The sequence below is a fragment of the Azospirillum formosense genome (assembly GCF_013340925.1).
In the GTDB taxonomy this organism is placed as follows: domain Bacteria; phylum Pseudomonadota; class Alphaproteobacteria; order Azospirillales; family Azospirillaceae; genus Azospirillum; species Azospirillum formosense.
The window spans coordinates 1-21,001 of the sequence record NZ_WHOR01000033.1; the positions used below are offsets into that span (position 1 = coordinate 1).

20 protein-coding genes are annotated in these 21,001 nt (G+C 69.0%); 11 read left to right on the plus strand and 9 right to left on the minus strand.

From position 1 onward, the window contains the following. The coding region (locus GBZ26_RS06890; RefSeq protein WP_174438200.1) for an MFS transporter at positions 1-677 on the plus strand (677 nt) is incomplete at its 5' end. A 25-nt stretch (positions 678-702) separates the two neighbouring features. On the opposite strand, the gene GBZ26_RS06895 is transcribed toward GBZ26_RS06890, so the two are convergent. The 3 genes from GBZ26_RS06895 to GBZ26_RS06905 all read right to left on the minus strand — a co-directional run bounded on the left by GBZ26_RS06895 (position 703) and on the right by GBZ26_RS06905 (position 4,196). Continuing rightward, positions 703-1,950 carry an ATP-binding response regulator gene (locus GBZ26_RS06895; RefSeq protein WP_174438201.1) on the minus strand — a complete coding sequence of 416 codons (1,248 nt, stop codon included), beginning with the start codon at positions 1,948-1,950 and terminating at the stop codon, positions 703-705. 201 nt (positions 1,951-2,151) lie between these two features. Next, on the minus strand, positions 2,152-2,601 hold the full coding sequence (locus GBZ26_RS06900; protein ID WP_174438202.1) for a DNA polymerase III subunit chi: 450 nt from the start codon (positions 2,599-2,601) through the stop codon (positions 2,152-2,154). Between the two features lie 92 nt (positions 2,602-2,693). Continuing rightward, positions 2,694-4,196: a leucyl aminopeptidase gene (locus GBZ26_RS06905; RefSeq protein ID WP_174438203.1), complete on the minus strand. Its 1,503-nt coding sequence runs from the start codon at positions 4,194-4,196 to the stop codon at positions 2,694-2,696. A gap of 226 nt (positions 4,197-4,422) precedes the next feature. Between GBZ26_RS06905 and lptG the strand changes: the two genes are divergently transcribed. From lptG to pyk, 4 genes are all read left to right on the plus strand, one after another. Continuing rightward, positions 4,423-5,517, plus strand: a complete 1,095-nt coding sequence (gene lptG, locus GBZ26_RS06910; protein WP_174438204.1) for an LPS export ABC transporter permease LptG — start codon at positions 4,423-4,425, stop codon at positions 5,515-5,517. A 139-nt stretch (positions 5,518-5,656) separates the two neighbouring features. After that, a complete protein-coding gene (locus GBZ26_RS06915) occupies positions 5,657-7,114 on the plus strand; it encodes a peptidylprolyl isomerase (protein WP_174438205.1) in 1,458 nt (485 codons plus the stop codon). Continuing rightward, on the plus strand, positions 7,114-8,154 hold the full coding sequence (gene pdxA, locus GBZ26_RS06920; RefSeq protein ID WP_174438206.1) for a 4-hydroxythreonine-4-phosphate dehydrogenase PdxA: 1,041 nt from the start codon (positions 7,114-7,116) through the stop codon (positions 8,152-8,154). Before GBZ26_RS06915 ends, pdxA begins: the two co-directional genes overlap by 1 nt. A gap of 317 nt (positions 8,155-8,471) precedes the next feature. Further along, positions 8,472-9,890 (plus strand): pyruvate kinase, encoded by a 1,419-nt coding sequence (pyk, locus tag GBZ26_RS06925; RefSeq protein WP_174438207.1) that lies wholly within the window; start codon positions 8,472-8,474, stop codon positions 9,888-9,890. Between the two features lie 108 nt (positions 9,891-9,998). Here the strand turns inward: pyk and GBZ26_RS06930 are convergent, their stop codons facing one another. After that, complete coding sequence (locus GBZ26_RS06930; RefSeq protein WP_174438208.1) at positions 9,999-11,000, minus strand: aldo/keto reductase; 1,002 nt, start codon at positions 10,998-11,000, stop codon at positions 9,999-10,001. A 150-nt stretch (positions 11,001-11,150) separates the two neighbouring features. Between GBZ26_RS06930 and GBZ26_RS06935 the strand changes: the two genes are divergently transcribed. Continuing rightward, positions 11,151-12,056, plus strand: a complete 906-nt coding sequence (locus GBZ26_RS06935; protein WP_174438209.1) for a LysR family transcriptional regulator — start codon at positions 11,151-11,153, stop codon at positions 12,054-12,056. A 4-nt stretch (positions 12,057-12,060) separates the two neighbouring features. On the opposite strand, the gene GBZ26_RS06940 is transcribed toward GBZ26_RS06935, so the two are convergent. Both GBZ26_RS06940 and GBZ26_RS06945 read right to left on the minus strand, forming a co-directional pair. Continuing rightward, a complete protein-coding gene (locus GBZ26_RS06940; protein WP_174438210.1) occupies positions 12,061-12,825 on the minus strand; it encodes a metallophosphoesterase in 765 nt (254 codons plus the stop codon). Between the two features lie 185 nt (positions 12,826-13,010). Further along, the gene (locus tag GBZ26_RS06945; protein ID WP_174438211.1) at positions 13,011-13,715 is read right to left on the minus strand and encodes a hypothetical protein; all 705 of its coding nucleotides are present in this window, start codon (positions 13,713-13,715) and stop codon (positions 13,011-13,013) included. Between the two features lie 190 nt (positions 13,716-13,905). Here GBZ26_RS06945 and GBZ26_RS06950 point away from each other — a divergent pair, with 190 nt between their 5' ends. Further along, on the plus strand, positions 13,906-15,567 hold the full coding sequence (locus GBZ26_RS06950) for a CorA family divalent cation transporter (RefSeq protein WP_174438212.1): 1,662 nt from the start codon (positions 13,906-13,908) through the stop codon (positions 15,565-15,567). 153 nt (positions 15,568-15,720) lie between these two features. Next, on the plus strand, positions 15,721-15,879 hold the full coding sequence (locus GBZ26_RS06955; protein ID WP_014198602.1) for a DUF3309 family protein: 159 nt from the start codon (positions 15,721-15,723) through the stop codon (positions 15,877-15,879). A 66-nt stretch (positions 15,880-15,945) separates the two neighbouring features. Here the strand turns inward: GBZ26_RS06955 and GBZ26_RS06960 are convergent, their stop codons facing one another. Further along, complete coding sequence (locus GBZ26_RS06960; protein ID WP_174438213.1) at positions 15,946-16,182, minus strand: hypothetical protein; 237 nt, start codon at positions 16,180-16,182, stop codon at positions 15,946-15,948. A 199-nt stretch (positions 16,183-16,381) separates the two neighbouring features. Between GBZ26_RS06960 and GBZ26_RS06965 the strand changes: the two genes are divergently transcribed. Both GBZ26_RS06965 and GBZ26_RS06970 read left to right on the plus strand, forming a co-directional pair. Beyond that, complete coding sequence (locus GBZ26_RS06965; protein ID WP_174438214.1) at positions 16,382-16,858, plus strand: CYTH domain-containing protein; 477 nt, start codon at positions 16,382-16,384, stop codon at positions 16,856-16,858. A gap of 209 nt (positions 16,859-17,067) precedes the next feature. Beyond that, a complete protein-coding gene (locus GBZ26_RS06970; RefSeq protein WP_174438215.1) occupies positions 17,068-17,712 on the plus strand; it encodes a BON domain-containing protein in 645 nt (214 codons plus the stop codon). A gap of 85 nt (positions 17,713-17,797) precedes the next feature. Here the strand turns inward: GBZ26_RS06970 and GBZ26_RS06975 are convergent, their stop codons facing one another. Beyond that, a complete protein-coding gene (locus GBZ26_RS06975) occupies positions 17,798-18,223 on the minus strand; it encodes a bacteriohemerythrin (protein ID WP_174438216.1) in 426 nt (141 codons plus the stop codon). Positions 18,224-18,444: 221 nt separating this feature from the next. Here GBZ26_RS06975 and GBZ26_RS06980 point away from each other — a divergent pair, with 221 nt between their 5' ends. Continuing rightward, positions 18,445-19,251, plus strand: a complete 807-nt coding sequence (locus GBZ26_RS06980; RefSeq protein ID WP_174438217.1) for a Fic family protein — start codon at positions 18,445-18,447, stop codon at positions 19,249-19,251. 13 nt (positions 19,252-19,264) lie between these two features. Here the strand turns inward: GBZ26_RS06980 and GBZ26_RS06985 are convergent, their stop codons facing one another. After that, on the minus strand, positions 19,265-20,938 hold the full coding sequence (locus GBZ26_RS06985) for a CocE/NonD family hydrolase (RefSeq protein ID WP_174438218.1): 1,674 nt from the start codon (positions 20,936-20,938) through the stop codon (positions 19,265-19,267). Between the last annotated feature and the right edge of the window lie 63 nt (positions 20,939-21,001).

The following is a 21,001-nucleotide window of genomic DNA, read 5'->3' on the forward strand; positions in this document are numbered from 1 at the left end:
GTGGTGGGGCGGATGGTGAAGCGGGCAATGGTGAGAAGGTGTCGGGCATGGGCATCCTGGTCCAATGCCGGCCATTGCTGATCTTCGGCAGTTGCGCGTTGCTGTTTCATTTCGCCAACGCGCCCCTGCTGCCGCTGGTCGGGCAGAAGCTGGCGGCGGCGCATCCGGAATGGGCGACGGTCATGATGTCGTCCTGCATCATCGCCGCCCAGCTCGTCATGCTGCCCATCGCCATCCTGGTCGGGCGGACGGCGGACCGCCTGGGCCGCAAGCCGATCCTGCTGGTCGGCTTCGCCATCCTGCCCCTGCGGGCCGTCCTCTACACCCTGTCGGACAACAGCGCCTGGCTGATCGGCGTGCAGCTTCTGGACGGAGTCGGCGCCGGCGTCTTCACCGCCCTGACGCCGCTGGTGATCGCCGACCTGATGCGCGGCACCGGGCGCTACAACCTCGCCTTCGGAGCCGTCGCCACCATGCAGGGGGTGGGGGCGGCGACCAGCGGTTTCGTGACCGGGGTGATCGTGGACCGCTTCGGCTACTCCGCCGCCTTCCTCACCGCCGGGGGGATGGCTCTGATCGCTCTGGCCGCTCTTTTTCTGGGCCTGCCGGAAACCGCAACGGCCAACCCCGCCGAAGCCGGGTTGGCGCCGTTGGAGGAACCCAGCCTCGCCGAATGACCGATGCGGAGCCAGGCGGCGTTTTTCAGAACGCTCGCGATTCCCTGATGCCCGCGATGGGCGGTGCGGTCAGGCGGGAGGCGGGCAGGAGGATGGTCACCGTCGTGCCGTGTCCCGGCGCGCTGTCCAACTCCACGCGACCGCCATGCAGTTCGGCGAAGCGGCGGACGATGGGCAGGCCGAGCCCGATGCCCTCGTGCTGGCGCACGAGCGAGCGCTCGCCCTGGATGAACGGGCTGAAGACGTGATCGACGATGTCCGGCGGGATGCCGGGACCGTCGTCGGTGATGGCGATGGCGACCATCCCGCCCTGCAGGGCGATCCGCAGCGAGACCCGCCCGCCCCGGTGGCCGAACTTCACCGCGTTGTCCAGCAGATGCACGATCATCTCGGCCAGGCGGCGCTGGTCGGCGCGCAGCGTGACGGGCGGTCCCGGCTGAAGCGTGATGGTCTGCGACTTGGCCTGCGCCTTGGGGCGGAGCAGATCGATGCAGTGGATCAGCAGACCGGGCAGATCGATGGTCGACTCGGCAAGGTCGATGCCACCGGACCCTCGCGTGAAGTCCAGGATGTTGTTGACCATGCCGAGCAGCGCCTTGCCGCTTTCCTCGATGAGCCGGACATAGTCCATGTAATCGTCGTGGCCGAGCGGACCGTGCGCCTCGCTGGACAGCACCTCGGCAAAGCCGATGATGGCGTTCAGAGGGGTCCGCAACTCGTGGCTGGTCACCGAGAGGAAGTCGAGCTTGGCCCGGTCGGCCTGCCGTGCCGCCTCAAGGGCCGTGCTGAGTTCCGCCGTGCGCTCCGAAACGCGGCGCTCCAGCCCTCGGTTCTGTTCGGCCGCGCGTTGGTAGAGCTTGCGGATCTCCAGAACGCTGCGCACGCGGTGCAGCAGTTCCCAGGCGATGAAGGGCTTGGTGAGGAAGTCGTTGGCCCCCAGTTCCAGCGAGCGCCGCCGCGTCTCCTGGTCGGTGTGGGCGGTCAGCACCAGGATGGGCACGACATCGTCGCCGTAGAGGACGTTGATGCGCTCCATCAGATCGAAACCGCTCATGTGCGGCATGCGGATGTCGATCAGCAGCAGGTCGAAGCGCTGTGCTTCGCAGAGGGCCGGAACCCGGCGCGGGTCGGTTTCCCCCCGCACGGCGGTGTAACCTTCGTGGGTCAGGATGTCGCGCACCAGATCGACGTTCGACGCGTTGTCGTCGACGATCAGGATGGCGGCGTCCTTGACGTCCCGCGCGAGCGTCGGGTCGAGAGCGCTGCGGGTCATGGCGGTGCCGCCGCTGTCCGTCCGACGCACCTTTGCATGCTGCCCTCCACCTGTGCGCCGTCCCGTAGGATTTTACGGGTTTTAGATTAACCTTGCGCACAGGAGGCCCGTCAAGACCGGTGGAGACAAATGAATGCAATATTGTGTCGAGTTAGCGGTATCATTCGAAGAACAGCTTAAAGCCTACAACAGTCGTTGGTTTCAGGCGCGTTTTTCCCAACCGCCGCGGTCGTTTTGCTGCCAGTAGGTGAGGGCGTGTCCGGCGGCCTTGCAGGTCTTCCAGCGCTCGCGCGCTGCCAGCACCGCGTCCCCGTCATTGCCGTCGAAGAGGTCGCAGACGAGATCGAAGGTGCCCATCGCGTCGCTGGTCACCCCGTCCACCAGAACCTGGACGGTGGCCCCGTTGGGGTTCTCCTCCTCGGCGGTCAGCCAGACCGGCTGTTCGGCGGCGAAGCCGTCGCGGGCCGCGCCATGCGGTAGGAAGGAGGAGGGATCGTAGGTCCACAAATGCTGATTGAGCGCGTCCACCCGCTCCGGCGATCCGGCCAGGACGACGGCACGCCAGCCGCGCTCCAGGACCTTTTCCAGGATCTTCGGCAACGCCTGTTCGAGCGTGCGTCGCTGGAGATGATAGAAGCGGACCTCGGTCATGGCCCCTCGCAGAAATGGCCACTCATAGAAAATTCCTTCCCCCTGCTGTCGGCGACCCAGAAGTCCGCCGACAGCAGGGGGAAGGTTGGAACTCACTTGCTCTCGTGATAGTTCGCCACGAAGCGGTCGAGCAGGCGGACGCCGAAGGCGGTGCCGCCCTTCGGCACGGTGGCCGTGTCCTTCTTCGACCAGGCGACGCCGGCGATGTCGATGTGCGCCCAGGGCAGATCCTCGACGAAGCGCTTGAGGAACTGCGCGCCGACGATGCTGCCGGCCCCGCGGCCCGACCCGACGTTCTTCATGTCGGCGATGTCCGAGTTGATGTCCTTGTCGTAGGCGTCGCCCATCGGCAGGCGCCACAACGGCTCGCCCACCGACTTGCCGGCGGCCAGCAGATTCTCGGCCAGCCAGTCGTCGTTGGCGAACAGGCCGGCGTGCTCATGGCCCAGCGCGATGATGACGGCACCGGTCAGGGTGGCGAGGTCCACCAGCAGGCGCGGCTTGAAGGTCTCCTGCGCGTAGGTCAGGCAGTCGGCGAGGACGAGGCGGCCTTCGGCGTCGGTGTTGATCACCTCGATGGTCTGGCCGGACAGCGAGGTCACCACGTCGCCGGGGCGCTGAGCGGTGCCGGACGGCATGTTCTCCACGAGACCGACGATGCCGACGGCGTTGACCTTCGCCTTGCGGGCGGCCAGCGCGCGCATGGTGCCGATGACCACCGCGGCCCCGCCCATGTCCCACTTCATGTCCTCCATCCCGGCGGCGGGCTTGATGGAGATGCCGCCGGTGTCGAAGGTCACGCCCTTGCCGATGAAGGCGAGCGGGCGGCGGTCCTCGGCGTCGGGGGCGCCGTCCCAGCGCATCACGACGACGCGCGGCTCGAAGGCGCTGCCCTGGGCGACGCCGATCAGCGCGCCCATGCCGAGCTTCCTCAGCTTCTTGAGGTCCAGCACCTCGATCTGCAGGCCGACCTCGGTCAGGTCCCGGCAGCGGTCGGCGAGGCTTTCCGGGTTGAGGACGTTGGCCGGCTCCGACACCAGATCGCGGGTGTAGGCGACGGACTCGGCCAGCGGCTCCAGGCGGCCGTAGGCGCGCTTGGCGGCGTCCGGCTCCGTGGTCAGGACGATGATCTTCTTGAGGGAGGGCTTGGCCTCCTTCTTCTCGGTCGTCCGGTACTTGTCGAAGCGGTAGGAGCGGAGCTGCGCGCCGAAGGCCAGTTCCGCCGCCGCGGCGTCGGGAGCCACGGTGCCGCCGTCCGGCAGGTCGAGCAGGACGGAAACCTCCGTCTCGCCGGACTTGTCCAGGGCGGCGACGATGGCGCCGCCGACGGCCTGGAGGGTGGCTTCGGACAGATCCTCGCCCTTGCCGGTGCCGACCAGCAGGACGCGGTCGAACTCGACCCCGGCGGGGGCGAGGATCGCCAGCGTCTCCTCCTTCTTGCCGGTGAAGCGGCTGGCCTTCATGGCGCGGGACAGCGTGCCGCCCGTCTTCTGATCGAGATCCCGCCCCGCGGCGCCGAGCGCGCGATCGGTGGCGACGGTGACGGCGACGGTGCCGGACTTGGGCAGCGCGGGCTTCGCAAAGGCGAACTTCATCGGCTCCTCTCGGGCTCCTCTCGGCTGGGATGGCCGGCGCGCGGGCGCCGGGGCGGGTGGGATCGATCCGCAACCACCCTGGGATAAAGACCTTCCGGTGCGCCCTGTCAAGGCGCGGACCGGTTGTTTCCCGCGCCCGTCCGCAGTACATAGCCCCGGCGCGTCGTGACGGAAGCCCCCGGCGCGCCGCGTACCGCCCGTCGATCGGCCGGGGAGGCCGGAGCCCATGTATTCATCCGCTACGCTGTCGCGCTACATCGGGCGCCAGTTCGTCATCTGGTTTCTGCTGCTGCTCGGCATCCTGCTGTCGATCATCCTCCTGCTCGACGTCGTGGAACTGTTGCGCCGCGCCGGGACCAAGCCGGACATCACCTTCTGGCTGGTCCTTCGCATGGCCCTGCTGAAGCTGCCGGAGATCGGCCAGCAGATCATTCCCTTTGTGGTCCTGTTCAGCGGCATGTTCACCTTCTGGCGCCTGACGCGCAGCGCGGAGCTGGTGGTGGCCCGTGCGGTCGGCGTGTCGGCGTGGCAGTTCCTGACCCCGGTGCTGATCGCCGTGCTGATGATCGGCGCGGTGAAGGTGACGATGATCAACCCGGTCGGTGCCGTCTTCATCGCCAAGTACAACCAACTCCAGGACCGCTACCTGAAACTGAAGTCGAGCAGCTTCGACGTCTCGCGCAGCGGCCTCTGGCTGCGCCAGCAGGAGGCGGGGGAGCAGTACTTCATCCACGCCGACGGGGTGAACCCGCTGTCCTTCGAGATGAGCCAGGTGATCGTCCTGCGCTTCGACAGCAACATGACCTACATCGGCCGGGTCGACGCGCCACGGGCCGTGTTGCGTGACCGGAAGTGGGAATTGCAGGACGCCACGATCAACCTCGGCAAGAAGGAATCGGAGACGGTTCCGGCCTACGTCATCCCGACGGAACTGAACCGGACCACCATCGAGGAGAGTTTCGCCTCGCCGGAGACGATCTCCTTCTGGGACCTTCCGCAGTTCATCCGCACGCTGGAGGCCACCGGCTTCCCGGCGATCCGCCACCGGCTGCACTACCAGTCGCTGCTGTCGCAGCCTCTGCTCTACGTGGCGATGGTGCTGTTCGCCGCGGCCTTCTCGCTGCGGCTGCCGCGGCGCGGCGGCACCATGACCATGGTGTCCGGCGGCGTTCTGACCGGATTCGTGCTGTTCGTGATGACCGACGTGGTCCGCACCTTCGGCATCTCGGAAACCATCCCGCTGGCCATGGCGGCCTGGAGCCCGGCCTGCGTCAGCGTGCTGCTGGGCACCGCGGTGCTGTTGCATCTGGAGGACGGCTGACGCCGGAGCGGGAGTAGCGCTGACGTCGGCCGCCCGGCCTTTGGACACAATTCCGTTCCAGGATGCGTCCCACGATTCCGTTTACACGCGCCCGGGGGGGCCGTATTAAACGGCAACCACCTCTGGAGTCTGGAGCACCATGCAGAGTTTGCGAGCCGTCCGGTCTGCCTTCGCCGTGGCGACCGCCTGCGCCCTTCTTGCCGCCGGCGCGCCGGCCGCGGCCCAGACGCGGGCTCCCAACGCTCCGAACGCTCCGGCGGGGGGGCCGGCGGCGAAAACGCAAGGCCCCGCGGAACGCATCGCCGCCGTCGTGAACGACGAGGTCATCTCGCTGTCCGACGTGCACGCGCGGATCCGCCTCGCTCTGCTGAACGCCGGCGTGCAGGACAGCGCGGAGACGCGCCAGCGCCTGACTCCGCAGGTGCTCCGCCAGCTGGTCGATGAGCGGCTCCAGCTCCAGGAGGCCAAGCGGCTCGGCGTCTCGATTCCGTCGAAGGAGATCGACGAGGCCATCGGGCGCATCGCCGAACAGAACCGCATGGGTCGACCGCAGCTCGAAGCCCTGCTGAAGGCCCAGAACGTCCCGCTCTCCACCCTGCGCGAGCAGGTGCGGGCGCTGCTGTCCTGGCAGCGCGTGATGCAGCGCCGCATCCGCCAGGAGGTGGTGATCGGCGACGAGGAGATCGACGCCGTGATGCAGCGCATCAAGGCCAACATCGGCAAGCCTGAATATCTGGTGGCCGAGATCTTCCTGGCCGTCGACAGCCCCGACCAGGACGAGGAGGTGCGTCGCAACGCCGAGCGGCTGGTCGAGGAGGTGCGCCGCGGCGGCAACTTCGCAGCACTCGCCCGCCAGTTCTCGCAGTCCGCCGGCGCCGCCTCGGGCGGCGACATGGGCTGGGTGCGCACGGGCGAGCTGAACGCGGAACTGGACAAGACCCTGTCCACCATGCGCGCCGGCCAGCTCTCATCGCCGGTGCGCACGGCGACCGGCTATCACGTCCTGCTGGTGCGCGACCAGCGGCCCTTCGGCAGCAACGCCTCCACCGCTCCGCCGCCGGCCCCGCCGCCGCGCCCGCGTCCCCAGCCGAAGCCCGATCTGGCCAAGGCCAAGGTCAACATGAAGCAGATCGTCATCCCGGCCCCCTCGAAGGAGGAGCTGAAGGCGGTCCAGGCCCAGGCGGAGAAGCTGCGCAAGTCGATCAAGAGCTGCACCGACTTCGACGAGAAGGCCCGCGCCATGGGCATCCCGGAGTCGGGCGACATGGGCACGCTGCGGGTCAAGGACCTCGCGCCGGGCCTCCAGCAGCTCGCCGTCGGCATCCCGCTCGGCCAGCCCAGCCCCGTGCTGATGAGCCCGGGCGGCGCCGTCATCCTGATCGTCTGCAAGCGCAACGTGCCGATGATCGAGCCGCCGCCGGAAGCCGAGCCGCAGCCGGTGGCCGCCCCGGCCCCGCCGCCGATCGACCCGAAGGACATCAAGATGCCGCCGCGCGAGGAGATCGAGCGCGACCTGATCAACGAGCGGGCCGACCTGCTGGCCCGCCGCTACCTGCGCGACCTGCGCCGCACTGCCTTCGTGGAGATCCGCAACTGATGACCGAATCCGGCGTCCGGCCGCCGCTCGCCCTGACCATGGGCGAGCCGGCGGGGATCGGCGGCGAGATCGCTCTAAAGGCTTGGTCGATGGCCAGGGGGGCGGCCCGCGCGGACGGCGCGGTGCCGCCCTTCGTCCTTCTGGATGATCCCGCCCGCCTGGAAGCGCTCGCCGCCCGGCTCGGCCTGCCGATTCCGGTGAAGGCGGTGGGCAGCATGGCCGAGGGTGCTGCGCTGTTCGGCGCGGCCCTGCCGGTGCTGTCCCAGCCGCTGGCGGCGCCGGTCACGCCGGGCCGACCCGACCCGGCCAACGGGGCGGCGGTGATCGCCAGCATCGACCGGGCGGTCGATCTGGTCCGCCGCGGCGAGGCGTCGGCGGTCGTCACCAACCCGATCCAGAAATCGGCGCTCTACGCCGCCGGCTTCCGCCATCCCGGACACACGGAGTATCTGGCCCACTTGGCCGGTCTGACCGCTGGTTCGACAGGCGGGCCGGTGATGATGCTGGCCGCGCAGGACCTGCGTGTCGTGCCGGTGACCATCCATGTCTCCGTCCGCGACGCCGTGCCGCTCGTGACGCGGGAAGCGATCCTGCACGCCGGCCGGGTCACCGCGGCGGCGCTGGCCCGCGACTTCGGCATCGCGCGGCACCGGCTGGCCGTCGCCGCGCTCAACCCCCATGCGGGGGAGGGCGGCGCCATGGGGCGGGAGGAGATCGACGTCATCGCCCCGGCGGTCGCCGACCTGCGGGCGGAGGGCATCGACGCGGTGGGGCCGCGGCCCGCCGACACGCTGTTCCACGCGGCGGCGCGACGCGGCTACGACGCGGCGCTGTGCATGTACCACGACCAGGCGCTGATCCCGCTGAAGACCATCGACTTCGACACGGGGGTCAACATCACGTTGGGGCTGCCCTTCGTCCGCACCTCGCCGGACCATGGGACGGCGCTGGACATCGCCGGCACGGGCAAGGCCGGCGCGTCGAGCCTGATCGCCGCCTTGACGACGGCGGAGGCCATGGCCACCCGCCGCCGCGCGTAGGAGCGCCTGATGCCGACATGGTTGCCAGGAGCCCTTGGCAGGTCAGCGTGGTCACACTCCCTGTGATGACGCGGTGTTGCAAGGCGGATGTATTGCGGACGGGCCGGCGGCGCGCGCGGTGGCCGCATCCGCGACGTGCACTCAGCCGGTCCGTTGACGCTACGACCGGGTCATTATTGCGGCCTTGGTGGTTGTCAGAGAGCCGTTACCCACCAATGTGAACGGCAGCCGGGCGGTTCCATGACCGCCCGCTTCCCATCCGGCATGCCCGCCGTTCGACACTCCACCCAGGAGGCGGCCCGAGAGGCCGAAATTATATGCGTCGTCACCGCCGCGCGAAGATCGTTGCCACGGTCGGTCCCGCCAGCAACACCCCCGAGATGCTGAAGCGGCTGTTCCTGGCCGGCGTCGATACCTTCCGCCTGAATTTCAGCCATGGAACGCACGAGGATCACGCCAAGGTCCATGCCGCCATCCGCGCCCTGGAGGCCGAGATGGGCCGTCCCATCGGCATTCTTCAGGACCTGCAGGGACCGAAGATCCGCGTCGGCACCATCCGCGATGGCAAGATCACCGTCGCCGCCGGCGAATCGATCCGCTTCGTCCTGTCCGGCGCCGATGGCGACAAGACCGCGATCCCGCTGCCCCATCCGGAAATCTTCGCCGCGGTGATGCCGGGCCACAATCTGCTGATCGACGACGGGCGCGTGCGCGTCGCCGTGACCGGGCTGGGCGACGACTACATCGACGCCAAGGTGGTGATCGGCGGGACCATCTCCAACCGCAAGGGCGTCAACCTGCCCGACACGGTGCTGGAGCTGTCGCCCCTGACCGCCAAGGACCGCGTCGACCTCGCCTTCGGGCTGGAGTTGGGTGTCGACTGGGTGGCGATGTCCTTCGTGCAGAAGCCGGCGGACCTGCTGGAGGCCCGCGGGCTGATCGGCGACCGCGCCGGGCTGATGTCGAAGATCGAGAAACCGGCGGCTCTGGACCGCATCGACGACATCATCCGCCTGTCGGATTCGGTCATGGTCGCCCGCGGCGACCTGGGCGTCGAGATCCCGCACGAGGAGGTGCCGGGCCGCCAGAAGGAGCTGGTGCGGGCCTGCCGCCTCGCCGTGAAGCCGGTGATCGTGGCGACGCAGATGCTCGATTCCATGGTCAACGCGCCGACCCCGACGCGGGCCGAGGCGTCCGACGTGGCAACCGCCATCTATGACGGCGCCGACGCGGTGATGCTGTCGGCGGAATCGGCCAGCGGCGCCTTCCCGGTGGAGGCCGTGGAGATGATGGACCGCATCATCCGCAGCACCGAACAGCACAAGCTCTACCGCTCGATCATCGACGCGTCCGACCCCGGCGAGGAGCAGACCGCGCCGCACGCGGTGGCCGCCGCCGCCGCCGATCTGGCCGAGGTGATCCACGCATCGACCATCGTTGCCTACACCTCCAGCGGCACCACGGCCGCCCGCATCGCCCGGCGCCGCCCGGCGGTGCCGATCCTGGCGATCACGCCGCACGCCGCGGTGTCGCGCCGCCTGTCCCTGCTCTGGGGCGCGCACAGCGTTCTGTCCGCCGACATCCACACCTACGAGGAAATGGTCGAGCGGGCGCTGGGCTTCGCCAAGGAGGAGGGCTTTGCGAAGCCCAACGACCAGATGGTCGTGGTGGCCGGCATTCCGTTCGCGCAGGCCGGGACCACAAACAACCTGCGCGTGGTGCAGGTCGAAGGGTAAGGCGCGGGGCGCGGTTGCCCCCTCCCTAACCCTCCCCCGCTTCGCAGGGGAGGGGACTTGGTTCTCCCTCCCCTGCGAAGCGGGGGAGGGCCGGGGTGGGGGCAAAACTCAGCGCTGCCTGTACGTCTCGCTGTCCATATGGACGAGTTGGGCCGCCGGGTAGCGCTCGCCCGCGGCGGCGCCGGGTGGCAGGGCTTCGGCCAGCTGCGCCAGATCCTCCGCCGACAGGGTGAGGTCCAAGGCGCCCAGCGCCTCGGCCAGACGGTCGCGGCGACGGGCGCCGACCAGCGGGACGATGTCGCGGCCCTGCGCCGCCACCCAGGCGATGGCGACCTGGGCGACCGATCCGCCGATGCGCTGGGCGATGTCCCGCAGTCGCTCCACCAGCGCCAGGTTCCGGTCCAGATTCTCACCCTGGAAGCGCGGGCTTCGGCTGCGGAAATCCTGACCCGCACGGTCCTTGCTCCAGTGACCGCTGATCAGGCCGCGCGACAGCACCCCGTAGGCGGTGACGCCGATGCCAAGCTCCCGGCAGGTGGGCAGAATGGCCTCCTCGATCCCGCGGGAGATCAGGGAATATTCGATCTGCAGGTCGCTGATCGGATGCACCGCGGCGGCGCGGCGGATGGTTTCCGGGCCGACCTCCGACAGGCCGATGTGACGGATGTAGCCGGCCTTCACCATGTCGGCCATGGCGCCCACCGTATCCTCGATGGGAACGCTCGGGTCCAGCCGGGCCGGGCGGTAGATGTCGATGTGGTCCACCCCCAGCCGGCGCAGCGAGTAGGTCAGGAAGTTCTTCACCGCCGCCGGGCGGGAGTCGTAGCCGTTCCAGCCCATCTGCGGATCGCGCAGGGCGCCGAACTTCACGCTGATCAGCAGCTTGTCGCGGTCGCGCCCGCGCAGGGCGTCGCGGATGAGCAGTTCATTGTGCCCCATGCCGTAGAAGTCGCCGGTGTCGAGCAGCGTGATCCCGGCGTCGAGCGCCGCGTGGATCGTGGCGATGCTCTCCTCCTGGTCGGCGGGGCCGTAGAAGTCCGACATGCCCATGCAGCCGAGACCGATGACCGAGCTGACGGGGCCGGCGGCCCCGAGCGTGCGCTGTTCCATGTTCCTGATCCTCTCCGTGCGTCGCGGCGCCGTTCGAACGCCGCCTTGCCCTGGATGATGACCTGGGGATGATGACCCGGCGCCATTGATCCGATAAGCTGGACAATGCCGAACGGGCTGTTCACTGCATCGAACAATCGGAACCAGGGAATGGACGACACCGACCTGCGCGACCTGCAAGCCTTCGCCGCCGTCGCCCGCCACCGCAGCTTCCGCCGCGCGGCGCTGGAGCAGCGGGTGTCCGTCTCCAGCCTCAGCCAGCGTATGCGGGAGTTGGAGGAGCATCTCGGCGTCCGCCTGCTGAACCGCACGACGCGCAGCGTCGCCCCGACCGAGGCCGGGGAGCAGCTTCTCCGCCGGCTGGAACCGGCCCTGGGCGAGGTGGCCGGCGCCCTGTCCGACCTGCGGGAGCGCCAGGGGCGTCCGGCGGGGCGGCTGCGCATCAACGCGCCGGCCCCGGCGGTGGATCTCGTGCTGGCCCCGATGGTCACGCCTTTTCTGACCCGCTTCCCGGACGTGGAGCTGGAAATCACCATGGACATCGCCCTGATCGACATCGTGGCGCAGGGCTACGACGCGGGGGTACGCTACGAGGAACATCTGGCGCAGGACATGATCGCGGTGCCGCTCGGCCCGCCTCAGCGCTTCGTGCTGTGCGCGACGCCGTCCGTGCTCGACCGTTTCGGGATGCCGGAACGGCCCGAGGACCTGCTGGGCAAGCCGAGCGTCTCCACCGTCTACGCCAGTGGCGCCCATCCGCCCTGGGAGTTCGAAAGGGATGGGCGCATCGTGCGCATCCAGCCCGGAGGACCCTTCCACGCCGGGCACACCGGAATCCAGTTGCGGGCGGCGCTGGACGGGTTGGGGTTCCTGATGACCTTCGACGATTATGTGCGCGAGCACATCGCCGCCGGCCGTCTCGTCGCCGTGCTGGAGGATTGGAGCCAGAGCTTTCCCGGCCCCTTCCTCTACTACCCCTCACGCCGCCAGCCCCCGGCGTCGCTGCGCGCCTTCCTCGATTTCCTCAAGGATTGGCGCCGGCAGGCTGCGCCGTAAGCGGTCAGACGGTGCAGAGGAAGCGGCGCTCCCCGCCCTCCAGGACCAGCGCGGTCAGCCGGTTGGAGGCGTAGGCCCCGGTGTCGATGCCGATGCGGTTGGAGCGGACGTCCGGCTGCTCGACGATGGTGTGGCCGTGCACGACGAGCTTGCCATGGTCGAGGTGGGAGGTCAGGAACTCCCGCCGGATCCACAGCAGGTCCTCGTCCCGCTGGCGGTGCAGCGGCAGGCCGGGGCGGATGCCGGCGTGGACGAACAGATAGTCGCCGATGGCGACGCTGGAGCGCAGCCCGGCCAGGAAGGCCCGGTGATGGGGCGGCAGGGCCGCGGCGAAGCGCTGGCGGGCTTCGTCGACATGCTCCGGCGGGGCATCCTCGACGGGCGCCGGAACGCCGTAGCTGGCCAGCGTCGCCCGCCCGCCATACTCCAGCCAGTCCGGCCCGGCCTCCGGCTTCTCGATGAAGTCCATCATCGCGGCCTCGTGGTTGCCGCGCAGATGGATGGCGCCGAAGCCGGGCAGGGGCTCGCGGCACAGCCGTTCGATGACCATCGCGGAGTCCGGGCCGCGGTCCACATAATCGCCGAGAAAGACCAGATACTTGACGAGGTCGGCGCCGCTGGCCGCATCGCGGTCGATCTGCGCCAGCAACTGGTCCAGCAGATCCAGGCGTCCGTGGATGTCGCCGACCGCGTAGACGCGCACCCCCCGCGGCACATGGCTCGCGACGGGTTCCGGGTCCGACCACAGTTTGCGCGCAAAGCCGAACACGCTCCGCTCTCCTCCGTCCTCGATGGGTGGGTCCTGCCTTGACAGGATGGGGATGACGGCGCGCGCACTCAAGTCGCACACCCGCATGCCCGGCCCGGGTTCGCCCATTCATCCACAAGGGGCGAGTCGGACTGGAAAGAGTGGGTGCCGTCAAGCGGCCGGAGTGGTTAACCCGTATGGTGGCATCAGGAGCCGGGCATGGCGCGGTCCAGCGCCTCCAGCAGGCCGCCCAGCCGGAATTCAACGGTTCGCCGGTCAAGCCGCGGCCAGTGATAGACCTGGGTCGCGCCGCTGGCCTGCTTCTGGAACTCCAGCCGCAGCCGGCGGTCGGAGCGGATCAGCGGCAGAAGACGCTCCATCGGGCCGCAGGTCAGGCCGATGCGCCGCGGCTCCTTGATCGCGGCGAAGCGGCTCAGCATCTCCGCTCCAGCGTCCTCGTCGGCGATGGCGCCCTCGGCCACCTGACGCAGGAAGCGGGTGAATTCGGGCGCCCCCCCTTCCGCTGCCGCGTCGGTCGGGCCTGCGTCATCGAGCGCGTCGGCGAGTTCGGAAAGCTGGCGTGGCGTGTAGAAGCGCTGCGCCGGGGCGCCGTCCACCGCCAGGGTGACGGGGTGGGCGAGTGTGATGGGCTCGTCGAGCACGATGTAGAGGGAGGTGCAGGCCACGTCGCGCACCACGCTGATGCTCAGTTCGCCAAGGCCGCCCCGGTTGTCGGCGAAGGGCTGGACAGTGGACACGGTGCAGCGCCGCCCGGCGCCTTCTCCGGCACAGACGGTGTCCGAGACAGTGTTGGAGACAGTGTTGGAGACAGGGGGGGCCTCCACGGCCAGGGCGGACGTGACCGTTCCCAGCCCGGCCACCAGCAGGAACAGCCCGATCCGGCGCGTCATCGGCAATTCAATCCTCCTCCGGCGCATGATCTGAACGGGGGACGCTACCAGGGCCGGGCTTTCGTCCTGGTTAATGGTCCGGTTCGATGGGACGGTGCGAACGCCCGGCAATCCCACTTTGGTGCCGCGTTTTCGCCGGTCCGGACTCTGGTAGTATGTGGGAAAAGAAGGACAAGGGGGGAGGGGCGCCATGGACGAGAGCCCGATCCGCGTGCGCCGGTTTCGCGAAATCCTGCTGTGGCCGGTGCAGTTGATGCCGCTGAAGGCGGGCGCGCAGATCCAGAACCATTGGGAGTGGCTGGGCGGGCCGGGTTGCCCCTGGCAGGAGGTGGCGGACGAGTTCACCCAGGACCCCGGCGAATTCAGCGAGCGCCATTACAGCGAGTTCGTGTCCTTCCTGCCCTATGTGCAGCGCTTCCTCTATGGCGAGGGGCAGGCGCGCGACCACCGGCCCGGCTATGGCGGCTCTCCGATCCGCGTCTTCCGACGGCGCGACGTGGCGGCGCTGGCGGTCACCCTGCGGCGGGGGCAGGCGCCGGTGCGCTTGGCCATCGCCCATGTCGATCTCTATTTCTTCCACGACGTCGACGTGACGATCCTCGGGGTGGAACTGTTCGGCGAGAATCTGCCGCTGGACCGCGTGCAGGATACGCTGTTCCGGCTGGGCCGCACCTATCCACCCGCCTGGGAGCCGGACGGCAGCGCCGCGCAGTGCCCGCACCGCGTCGAATGGCTCGGCGCCGACGGTGCCGTGCTCGCCGTCTCCGACTATGAGCGGAAGGCCGATTACCTGTCCTTCGTGTGCCGCCACCGGGCGCCGCGCATCGCCGCACACTGGTCGTTCCTTCTGCGTCCCCTGGTCCACCACCATTCGGAGGAGGCCGGGCTGCTGCGCTATCGCCAGCTCGAGTATCAGCGGATGCCGGCCATGGCCTATCTGTCGCTGGACGAGCCGGAACGGCTGGAACGGGCGGATTGGGTGCGGCTGGGCTTCGCCACGTCGCCCGGATTGGGACCCAGCGAGGTGATGCCCTTCGCCCCCGCCTTCCTGGAGGGGTTCGAGCAGCGCTACTGCTACGACCGCTATTGGGATCCGCGGGCGCCCGGCGCCTGGACGCGCAGCCGCATCCTGTGCTGCGGCCATTCGCTGGTCATGGTGGGGCCGGAGGGCGACGCCTTCTTCACCGACGCGGAAACCGGGCTGCTCGGCCAGTTCCGGCACCAGTATTTCCTGCTGGGGCTGGTCGTGCATTTCCACCGGGCGGCGCTGGTGATGCTGTCCGACCGGCTGGTGCTGGCGGTCAGCCAACTCGACATCGGCACCGTGGAGTCAGTCAAGCGGTTCAAGCGCGACATCCGGCAGGTGTTCGAGATCTTCCTGCGCTTCACCCACCGCTACTGGTTCCATGAGCTTTCGATCCAGGGACCGCTGCGCGACCTGTTCCGCCTGTGGGCCGGGCATCTCGGCACCGACCGCCTCTACGCCGAGGTGCGGGACGAGGTTCAGGACATGTCCGATTACCTCGACAGCGATGGGCTGCGGCGCCAAGCCAACACGGTGCTGCGGCTGACCGTGGTCACGGTGGTCAGCACCATCGGCACGCTGGTCACCGGATTCCTCGGCATGAACCTGCTCGCCATGGCCGACGACCCGCTGCCGGCGCGCGTTCTGTTCTTTTTGTTCGTCCTGCTGGCGACGGTCGGGCTGATTGCCTTCAGCGTAATGCGGTCCAAGCGGCTGGCCGACTTCCTGGAGGCGCTGTCGGACGAGCGGCTGCCGGGGCGAAGCAAGCTGGCGCTCCTGACGAAGGTGTGGGAGCGCCCGAGTCGCCGCACCGGGCCACCCTTGTGAACCATTGGGCACGGGATTTTCTGGAAGACCGGAAGGGTAGGGAAGCGTTGCCACGAATGGAGGGGGTGGGCGCCAAAGAACAGGCTTGGAGCCGGAACCAGCCGGCCAAGCTCGCGTTCTACTCAGCGAAAGCTCCACATTTGGGAGGACGCCATGAGTATCGGCACCATTCTGCTCATCATTTTGATTCTCGTTCTAATCGGCGCGGTTCCTGCCTGGCCGCACAGCCGCGGTTGGGGGTACGGCCCGAGCGGTATCCTCGGCGTGCTGCTGCTGGTCCTGATCGTGCTGCTGCTGATGGGCCGTATCTGACGGGAAACCCGTCCGGGCGACCCAGCGCGCGGGCGCCGTTCCCGTTCCGCCACCGGCTCCTGGGCGTCACGCTCCGGGGCTGCGGCCGGGACGGGAACGGCGCCCGTTGCGCATGACGAACATCAGCCAGCCGATCGGTCCCAGGATCAGCACCATCACCACCCAGCCGGCGCGCGGGCCGAACGGGCAGCGTGTGCCGGGGGGCGGGCGCCACGGGCCGCCGCGCCGTGACAGCATCACATGAAGGAGAGGCGCGCCATAGAGGGCGACCAGGATCAGCCAGGGTGCGAAGTCTTGTGCCATGGCGGCATGCTACCCCAGAACGGGTGGCCGCTCCCACCACGGAGCGGCGGGAGCAACGTCGTCGGCGCTTGTTCGGTGATGTGTCCAAATGGTAATACCGCAACACAGGAATGGACTTCATGCGTATGAGGCATGGTTGCGCCGCAGCGTGGCGGACGATTATCCTCAGCGGTGTCCGATAAGCCGAAAGGCCGATATCATGGCGGTTGAGATCGAACGGCGGTTTCTGGTCCGGAGGGACATCCGTCCTCTGTGCCGAAACGGCCTGTCCATCGTCCAGGGCTATCTTCCCTCCGACGATGGCCGGACGGTGCGGGTCCGGGTGGCCGGTCCGGACGCCACGCTGACCGTCAAAGGTCCCCGCCGCGGCCTGTGTCGCGAGGAGGTCGAACACCCGCTGCCCCTCGACCTTGCCTTGGGCCTGCTGCGCCACAGTTGCCGGCGCGGCCTGATCGAGAAGACCCGCTACCTAGTCCACCATCATGGTCTCTGTTGGGAAATCGATGTGTTCGGCGGCGAGAACGCTGGTCTGGTGATCGCCGAGGTCGAACTGTCCGATCCCGATCAGGTCGTTCCGCTTCCCGACTGGGTGGGGGCGGAGATCACGCACCGGGCGGCCTACAGCAACTCCGCCCTGTCGCGCAGCCCGATCCGCCACTGGGTCAGCGCGGCTTAACTCCCCTGCCGGAAAAAAAGAAGCCCCGATCCGAAGGGAGGACCGGGGCCAAGGCTGCGTGGATGACTGTGTGCAATGCAGCAATCCGCGTGCCAGATTGTGCGGGCACTCCGGCGATGCGCCAAAAGGGGAACGCAGCCCGGCGCCGTCCTGTTGCAAAAGGGCCGTCCGGACGGGCGGCGGGCAACGGCGAACGGGAGTCTGGCACGATGTCTCAGTACGAGAACCGGTGGAAGGACGAGGCCCGCAACGTGGACGAGGACGACCGCCGCGACGTCCGCGACCGCAACGAATTTGGGCGCGGCGCCTATGGCGCAGGCGGTTATCCCCGGAGTGACTACGAAAACGGCGGTTCCGGCGGGCGCGATCCCGGTCGCCGCTGGGGCAGCGATTGGGGCCACGCCGAGCGCGGATGGCATCGCGACGACCGCGGGTCGGATGGCCGGATGCGGGGTGAGCGCCATCGCGACGAGCCCATCGGCATGGCGCGGGAGCGTAATTTCTGGGAGCAGGCGGGTGACGAGGTCGCCTCCTGGTTCGGCAACGACGATGCCGAACGTCGCCGCCAGGAGGATGAGCGCCGCGCCCAGTTCCGCGGTCGCGGTCCGCGGGGTTACACCCGGTCGGACGAGCGGATCCGCGATGATCTGAACGACCGGCTGACCGAGGACCCCTATCTCGACGCGACCGACATTGCGGTGTCCGTGTCGGGTGGCGAGGTCACGCTGGATGGCACGGTGGACGACCGCATGGCAAAGCGCCGTGCCGAGGATTTGGCCGACGCCATCTCCGGCGTCCGTCACGTCCAGAACAACCTGCGCCTTCGCGAGCCGGGCGGCACCATGGCCTTCTGATATGGCCTTCTGATCGGGTGCCGGCCTTCGAGGCGCTGACGAGACGCCCCCGCTCCATCCGGTGCGGGGGCTTTCGCGCGTGCGCTCAATGGGCGGTGGTGGTGGTGCCGGCGTCTTCGGCCATGAAGGGGCTGTACTGCTTGTCCACCGACTGGATGTGCTCGATGAACCATTCCTTCAGGAGCAGGATCAGATCGATGCGCAGCATCATCTCATTGCTGTCGTCATCGTCCAGGGTCAGCTTTTGCACCTCGTCAATGAAATAGCGGTGCGCGGCCCGGTGGGCGTCGAGACCGGGATAGCCCTGCTGCTCCATCAGCGCCTCCTCCCGCTTGAAATGCACAGTCGTGTATTCCTGCAAGCCCCCCAGCAGCCCGGACAGGCTGGCGCGGTCCTTCTCCGCGATGCCGGCCTTCAATAGCCGGTTGAACATGTCGAGCAATTTTCGGTGGTCGTCGTCGAGAACTTCGACGCCGACGCTCATCGATTTATCCCAGGCAACATGTTGCATCGGATCAATCCTTTCAGAGGGCCGGGTCAGGCGAGTATAGGGGCCGCGGAAATCTTGTGCTGCGATGTTAAAACCGGCAACAGCGGCGGCACAAGCGGCAAAAAACCGCAGGCCGGAGGTTGTGCCGTACCCTGTTGAGCTTATGGGCCGGCAAAGGATGTGCTTCCCCGCGCGCCGTCCAGGCATTATGAAAATGCCAGGGATCTGCGGAGTTCGGGACGATGGCGCTGCTGGACGATATTCTGGAAAAGAAGCGGGTTCTGGACGACGCCCGGCCGATGCCGTTGACGGTGGTCCGCGATCTGGCGGACCGCTTCGAGCGCGGCCTGACCACCGCCTGCCTCCTCGTCGAGGGGGTGGAACTGTCCCCCGACGACATCCGCATGGTGCTGGACCGCGGCGCGGTGCTGCGCAGCCGTCCGGCCGAGCCGCAGCGCCTCGCGCTCAACCACCGCGCAGCGCTGGAGCTGATGGCCCGCCTATCCTTCCAGGGTGGCGGGGTGGTGACGGAGCGCACCATCGCGGCCTTCCATGGCGTGCTGTACCAGGGGATCGACACGAACGCGGGGCGCTACCGGGACGGCGCGCTGAAGGACGACGCCGGGGCCTCCCCCGATCCGGCGAAGGTGCGGGTGTCGATGTCGGCGCTGTCCGGCTGGCTGCGCCGGACGGAAGCGGGGCCGGAGGCCGCCTTCGAGGCGCATCACCGGCTGATGAGCGTCCGCCCCTTCTTCCAGGGCAACGCCGCGACCGCGCTTCTGCTGTGCAACCTGATCCTGAACCGCGCCGGCTTCCCGCCGGTGGTGGTCACGGACGAGGATCGCGAGATGTACGCCGCGATGGTGGAGCGTGCCTGGTCGCTCGGCGACAAGACGCCGTTCCGCGACCTGATGATGCGCCTGCTCGACCGCAGCCTGAACCTGTGCCTGCGCAGCGCCGCCCGCGCGCTCCGCGACTTCGAGCCGGACGATGAGGACGAGGGTGCCTTCGGCGACGCCCATGAGGAGGGCTATGGCCGGCGCCCCTGAGAGGATCTGACGGTCAGACCCGGGCCGGCAGCAGCAGGCGCGACGGGCGAGCGCCGCCGCCGTGGATCAGCAGGGTGATCGGCTGCGCGTCGACCAGCCGCGTTTCGCCCGGCTCCGCCCCAGTCCCCGGATTGACGGGGTAGGCCGGGAAGCAGGACCCGGCAAGGCTGAGGCGCAGCGCGCTTCCGGCGGGCAGGGTCGCGCAAAGCGCGCGCAGGGCCACCGGCATGGGGCGCTGCGCGCCGCCCGGCTCCACCCTCGCGTGGCCCTGGCTGAGCGGCAGGACGCGCCCGTCGGGCAGCACGGCGGAGAGGACGGCGCTGACGTCGAAGGACGGCGCGTCGGCCTCCACCCAGATCTCCAGGGCGGCCTGACCGGACAACGTCAGCGGCGCCGTGAGCGGAGCGGTGTCGTAGACCGCCACGTCGGGGCGGGCGTCGGCGGCGGCACGGTCGTGCGGACCGGCGTCGGGCGCGGCATGACCGCCCACGGTGGGCACCGGATCGCGCGGGTCGTGAACCAGCACGTCGAGGAAGGCTTCGTCCGGCGCGTCACCGCTTAGGGCGCCGTTGCGCCGCGTGGCGAGGCCGTCGCTGGACAGATGCAGCGGGTGCGCGGCGGGCGGCAGGACCGGCAGGTCGCGCCAGCGGCGTTCCAGAGCGTCGAAGAGACGGATCGGGCCGCCGCGCTCCGCTCCGTTCATCTCCCCCTTCAGGAAGCGCTCGAACCAGCCGAGTTGCACGGCGTCGAAGGATGGCACGTCGGACGGCGTCAGGCGGTCGAGCCCGGCATGGACCGCCACCCCGTGGCGATCCCACGGGCCGACCAGCAGGCGGACGGTGCCGTCGCCGCCGGCGGACAGGGCGTCGTGCGCCGCCAGCGTGCCGGTCAGGCGCGGGTCGTACCAGCCGCCGATCTGAAGGACGGAGACCTCACCGATACCACCGGACAGGGCGTTGCGCGGTGACAGCTCGTCCCAGCTTCCGCCTGGGCCGGGCGTGGTCAGCCAGTCGTCGTAATGGCAGTGCCGCGCATAGTCCCGCAGCACCCGCGGGCGGGACGGGATCTCGTCGTCCAGCGGCAGGCTGCGGATCGCCTCCAGGAGCGCGCGGTAGGCTGCGCCATCCTCCAGCCGGCGGGCGGACTCCGCCGCGCAGTGCAGCGCCCAGCCCATCGCGTCGGCCAGCCGGAAGGCGCCGCCCTCCGTCGCCCAGTCGGTGAAGACGTCCCAGCCGGCCAGCGCCGGAACCACCGCGCGCAACGCGTCGGGCCGCTCGGCCATGGCCAGGAGCTGCGCCATTCCGGCGTAGCCGCTGCCGTACATGCCGACCGTGCCGTTGGAGCCGGGCAGGGAGGCCGCCCAGGCCACCGCGTCGGCGCCGTCCTCGCGCTCCGCCTCGAAGGGGCGGAAACGGCCCTCCGACGTGCCGCGCCCGCGCACGTCCTGCACCACGACGACATAACCGCGGGCGGCGTACCAGCGCGGGTGCGCGTAATGGCTGGTCATCGCCGTGCGCCGCCCGCAGGTCAGACGCAGCAGCAGGACGGGCCAGGGTCCGACCCCGTCGGGACGGTAGAGGTCGGCGTCCAGCCGCAAGCCGTCGCGCGTCCGCATGGAGACGGTTTCGGGAGGCCGGACGGCCAGGAGGGGCGGCTGTTCGAGAATCACCGGGGCCATATGGGTCATGGAGCGCCGTGCCGAGCAACTGTGACCGGAAACTCTCGCAAGCGCTGTGCCATGACTGGCGGA

What these genes read in the sequence shown, in the direction of transcription:
- GBZ26_RS06895 (WP_174438201.1), bottom strand. Translation starts at nt 1,950, where the DNA reads ATGACCCGCAGCGCTCTCGACCCGACGCTCGCGCGGGACGTCAAGGAC.
- GBZ26_RS06900 (WP_174438202.1), bottom strand. Translation starts at nt 2,601, where the DNA reads ATGACCGAGGTCCGCTTCTATCATCTCCAGCGACGCACGCTCGAACAG.
- GBZ26_RS06905 (WP_174438203.1), bottom strand. Translation starts at nt 4,196, where the DNA reads ATGAAGTTCGCCTTTGCGAAGCCCGCGCTGCCCAAGTCCGGCACCGTC.
- lptG (WP_174438204.1), top strand. Translation starts at nt 4,423, where the DNA reads ATGTATTCATCCGCTACGCTGTCGCGCTACATCGGGCGCCAGTTCGTC.
- GBZ26_RS06915 (WP_174438205.1), top strand. Translation starts at nt 5,657, where the DNA reads ATGCAGAGTTTGCGAGCCGTCCGGTCTGCCTTCGCCGTGGCGACCGCC.
- pdxA (WP_174438206.1), top strand. Translation starts at nt 7,114, where the DNA reads ATGACCGAATCCGGCGTCCGGCCGCCGCTCGCCCTGACCATGGGCGAG.
- pyk (WP_174438207.1), top strand. Translation starts at nt 8,472, where the DNA reads ATGCGTCGTCACCGCCGCGCGAAGATCGTTGCCACGGTCGGTCCCGCC.
- GBZ26_RS06930 (WP_174438208.1), bottom strand. Translation starts at nt 11,000, where the DNA reads ATGGAACAGCGCACGCTCGGGGCCGCCGGCCCCGTCAGCTCGGTCATC.
- GBZ26_RS06935 (WP_174438209.1), top strand. Translation starts at nt 11,151, where the DNA reads ATGGACGACACCGACCTGCGCGACCTGCAAGCCTTCGCCGCCGTCGCC.
- GBZ26_RS06945 (WP_174438211.1), bottom strand. Translation starts at nt 13,715, where the DNA reads ATGACGCGCCGGATCGGGCTGTTCCTGCTGGTGGCCGGGCTGGGAACG.
- GBZ26_RS06950 (WP_174438212.1), top strand. Translation starts at nt 13,906, where the DNA reads ATGGACGAGAGCCCGATCCGCGTGCGCCGGTTTCGCGAAATCCTGCTG.
- GBZ26_RS06955 (WP_014198602.1), top strand. Translation starts at nt 15,721, where the DNA reads ATGAGTATCGGCACCATTCTGCTCATCATTTTGATTCTCGTTCTAATC.
- GBZ26_RS06960 (WP_174438213.1), bottom strand. Translation starts at nt 16,182, where the DNA reads ATGGCACAAGACTTCGCACCCTGGCTGATCCTGGTCGCCCTCTATGGC.
- GBZ26_RS06965 (WP_174438214.1), top strand. Translation starts at nt 16,382, where the DNA reads ATGGCGGTTGAGATCGAACGGCGGTTTCTGGTCCGGAGGGACATCCGT.
- GBZ26_RS06970 (WP_174438215.1), top strand. Translation starts at nt 17,068, where the DNA reads ATGTCTCAGTACGAGAACCGGTGGAAGGACGAGGCCCGCAACGTGGAC.
- GBZ26_RS06975 (WP_174438216.1), bottom strand. Translation starts at nt 18,223, where the DNA reads ATGCAACATGTTGCCTGGGATAAATCGATGAGCGTCGGCGTCGAAGTT.
- GBZ26_RS06980 (WP_174438217.1), top strand. Translation starts at nt 18,445, where the DNA reads ATGGCGCTGCTGGACGATATTCTGGAAAAGAAGCGGGTTCTGGACGAC.
- GBZ26_RS06985 (WP_174438218.1), bottom strand. Translation starts at nt 20,938, where the DNA reads ATGACCCATATGGCCCCGGTGATTCTCGAACAGCCGCCCCTCCTGGCC.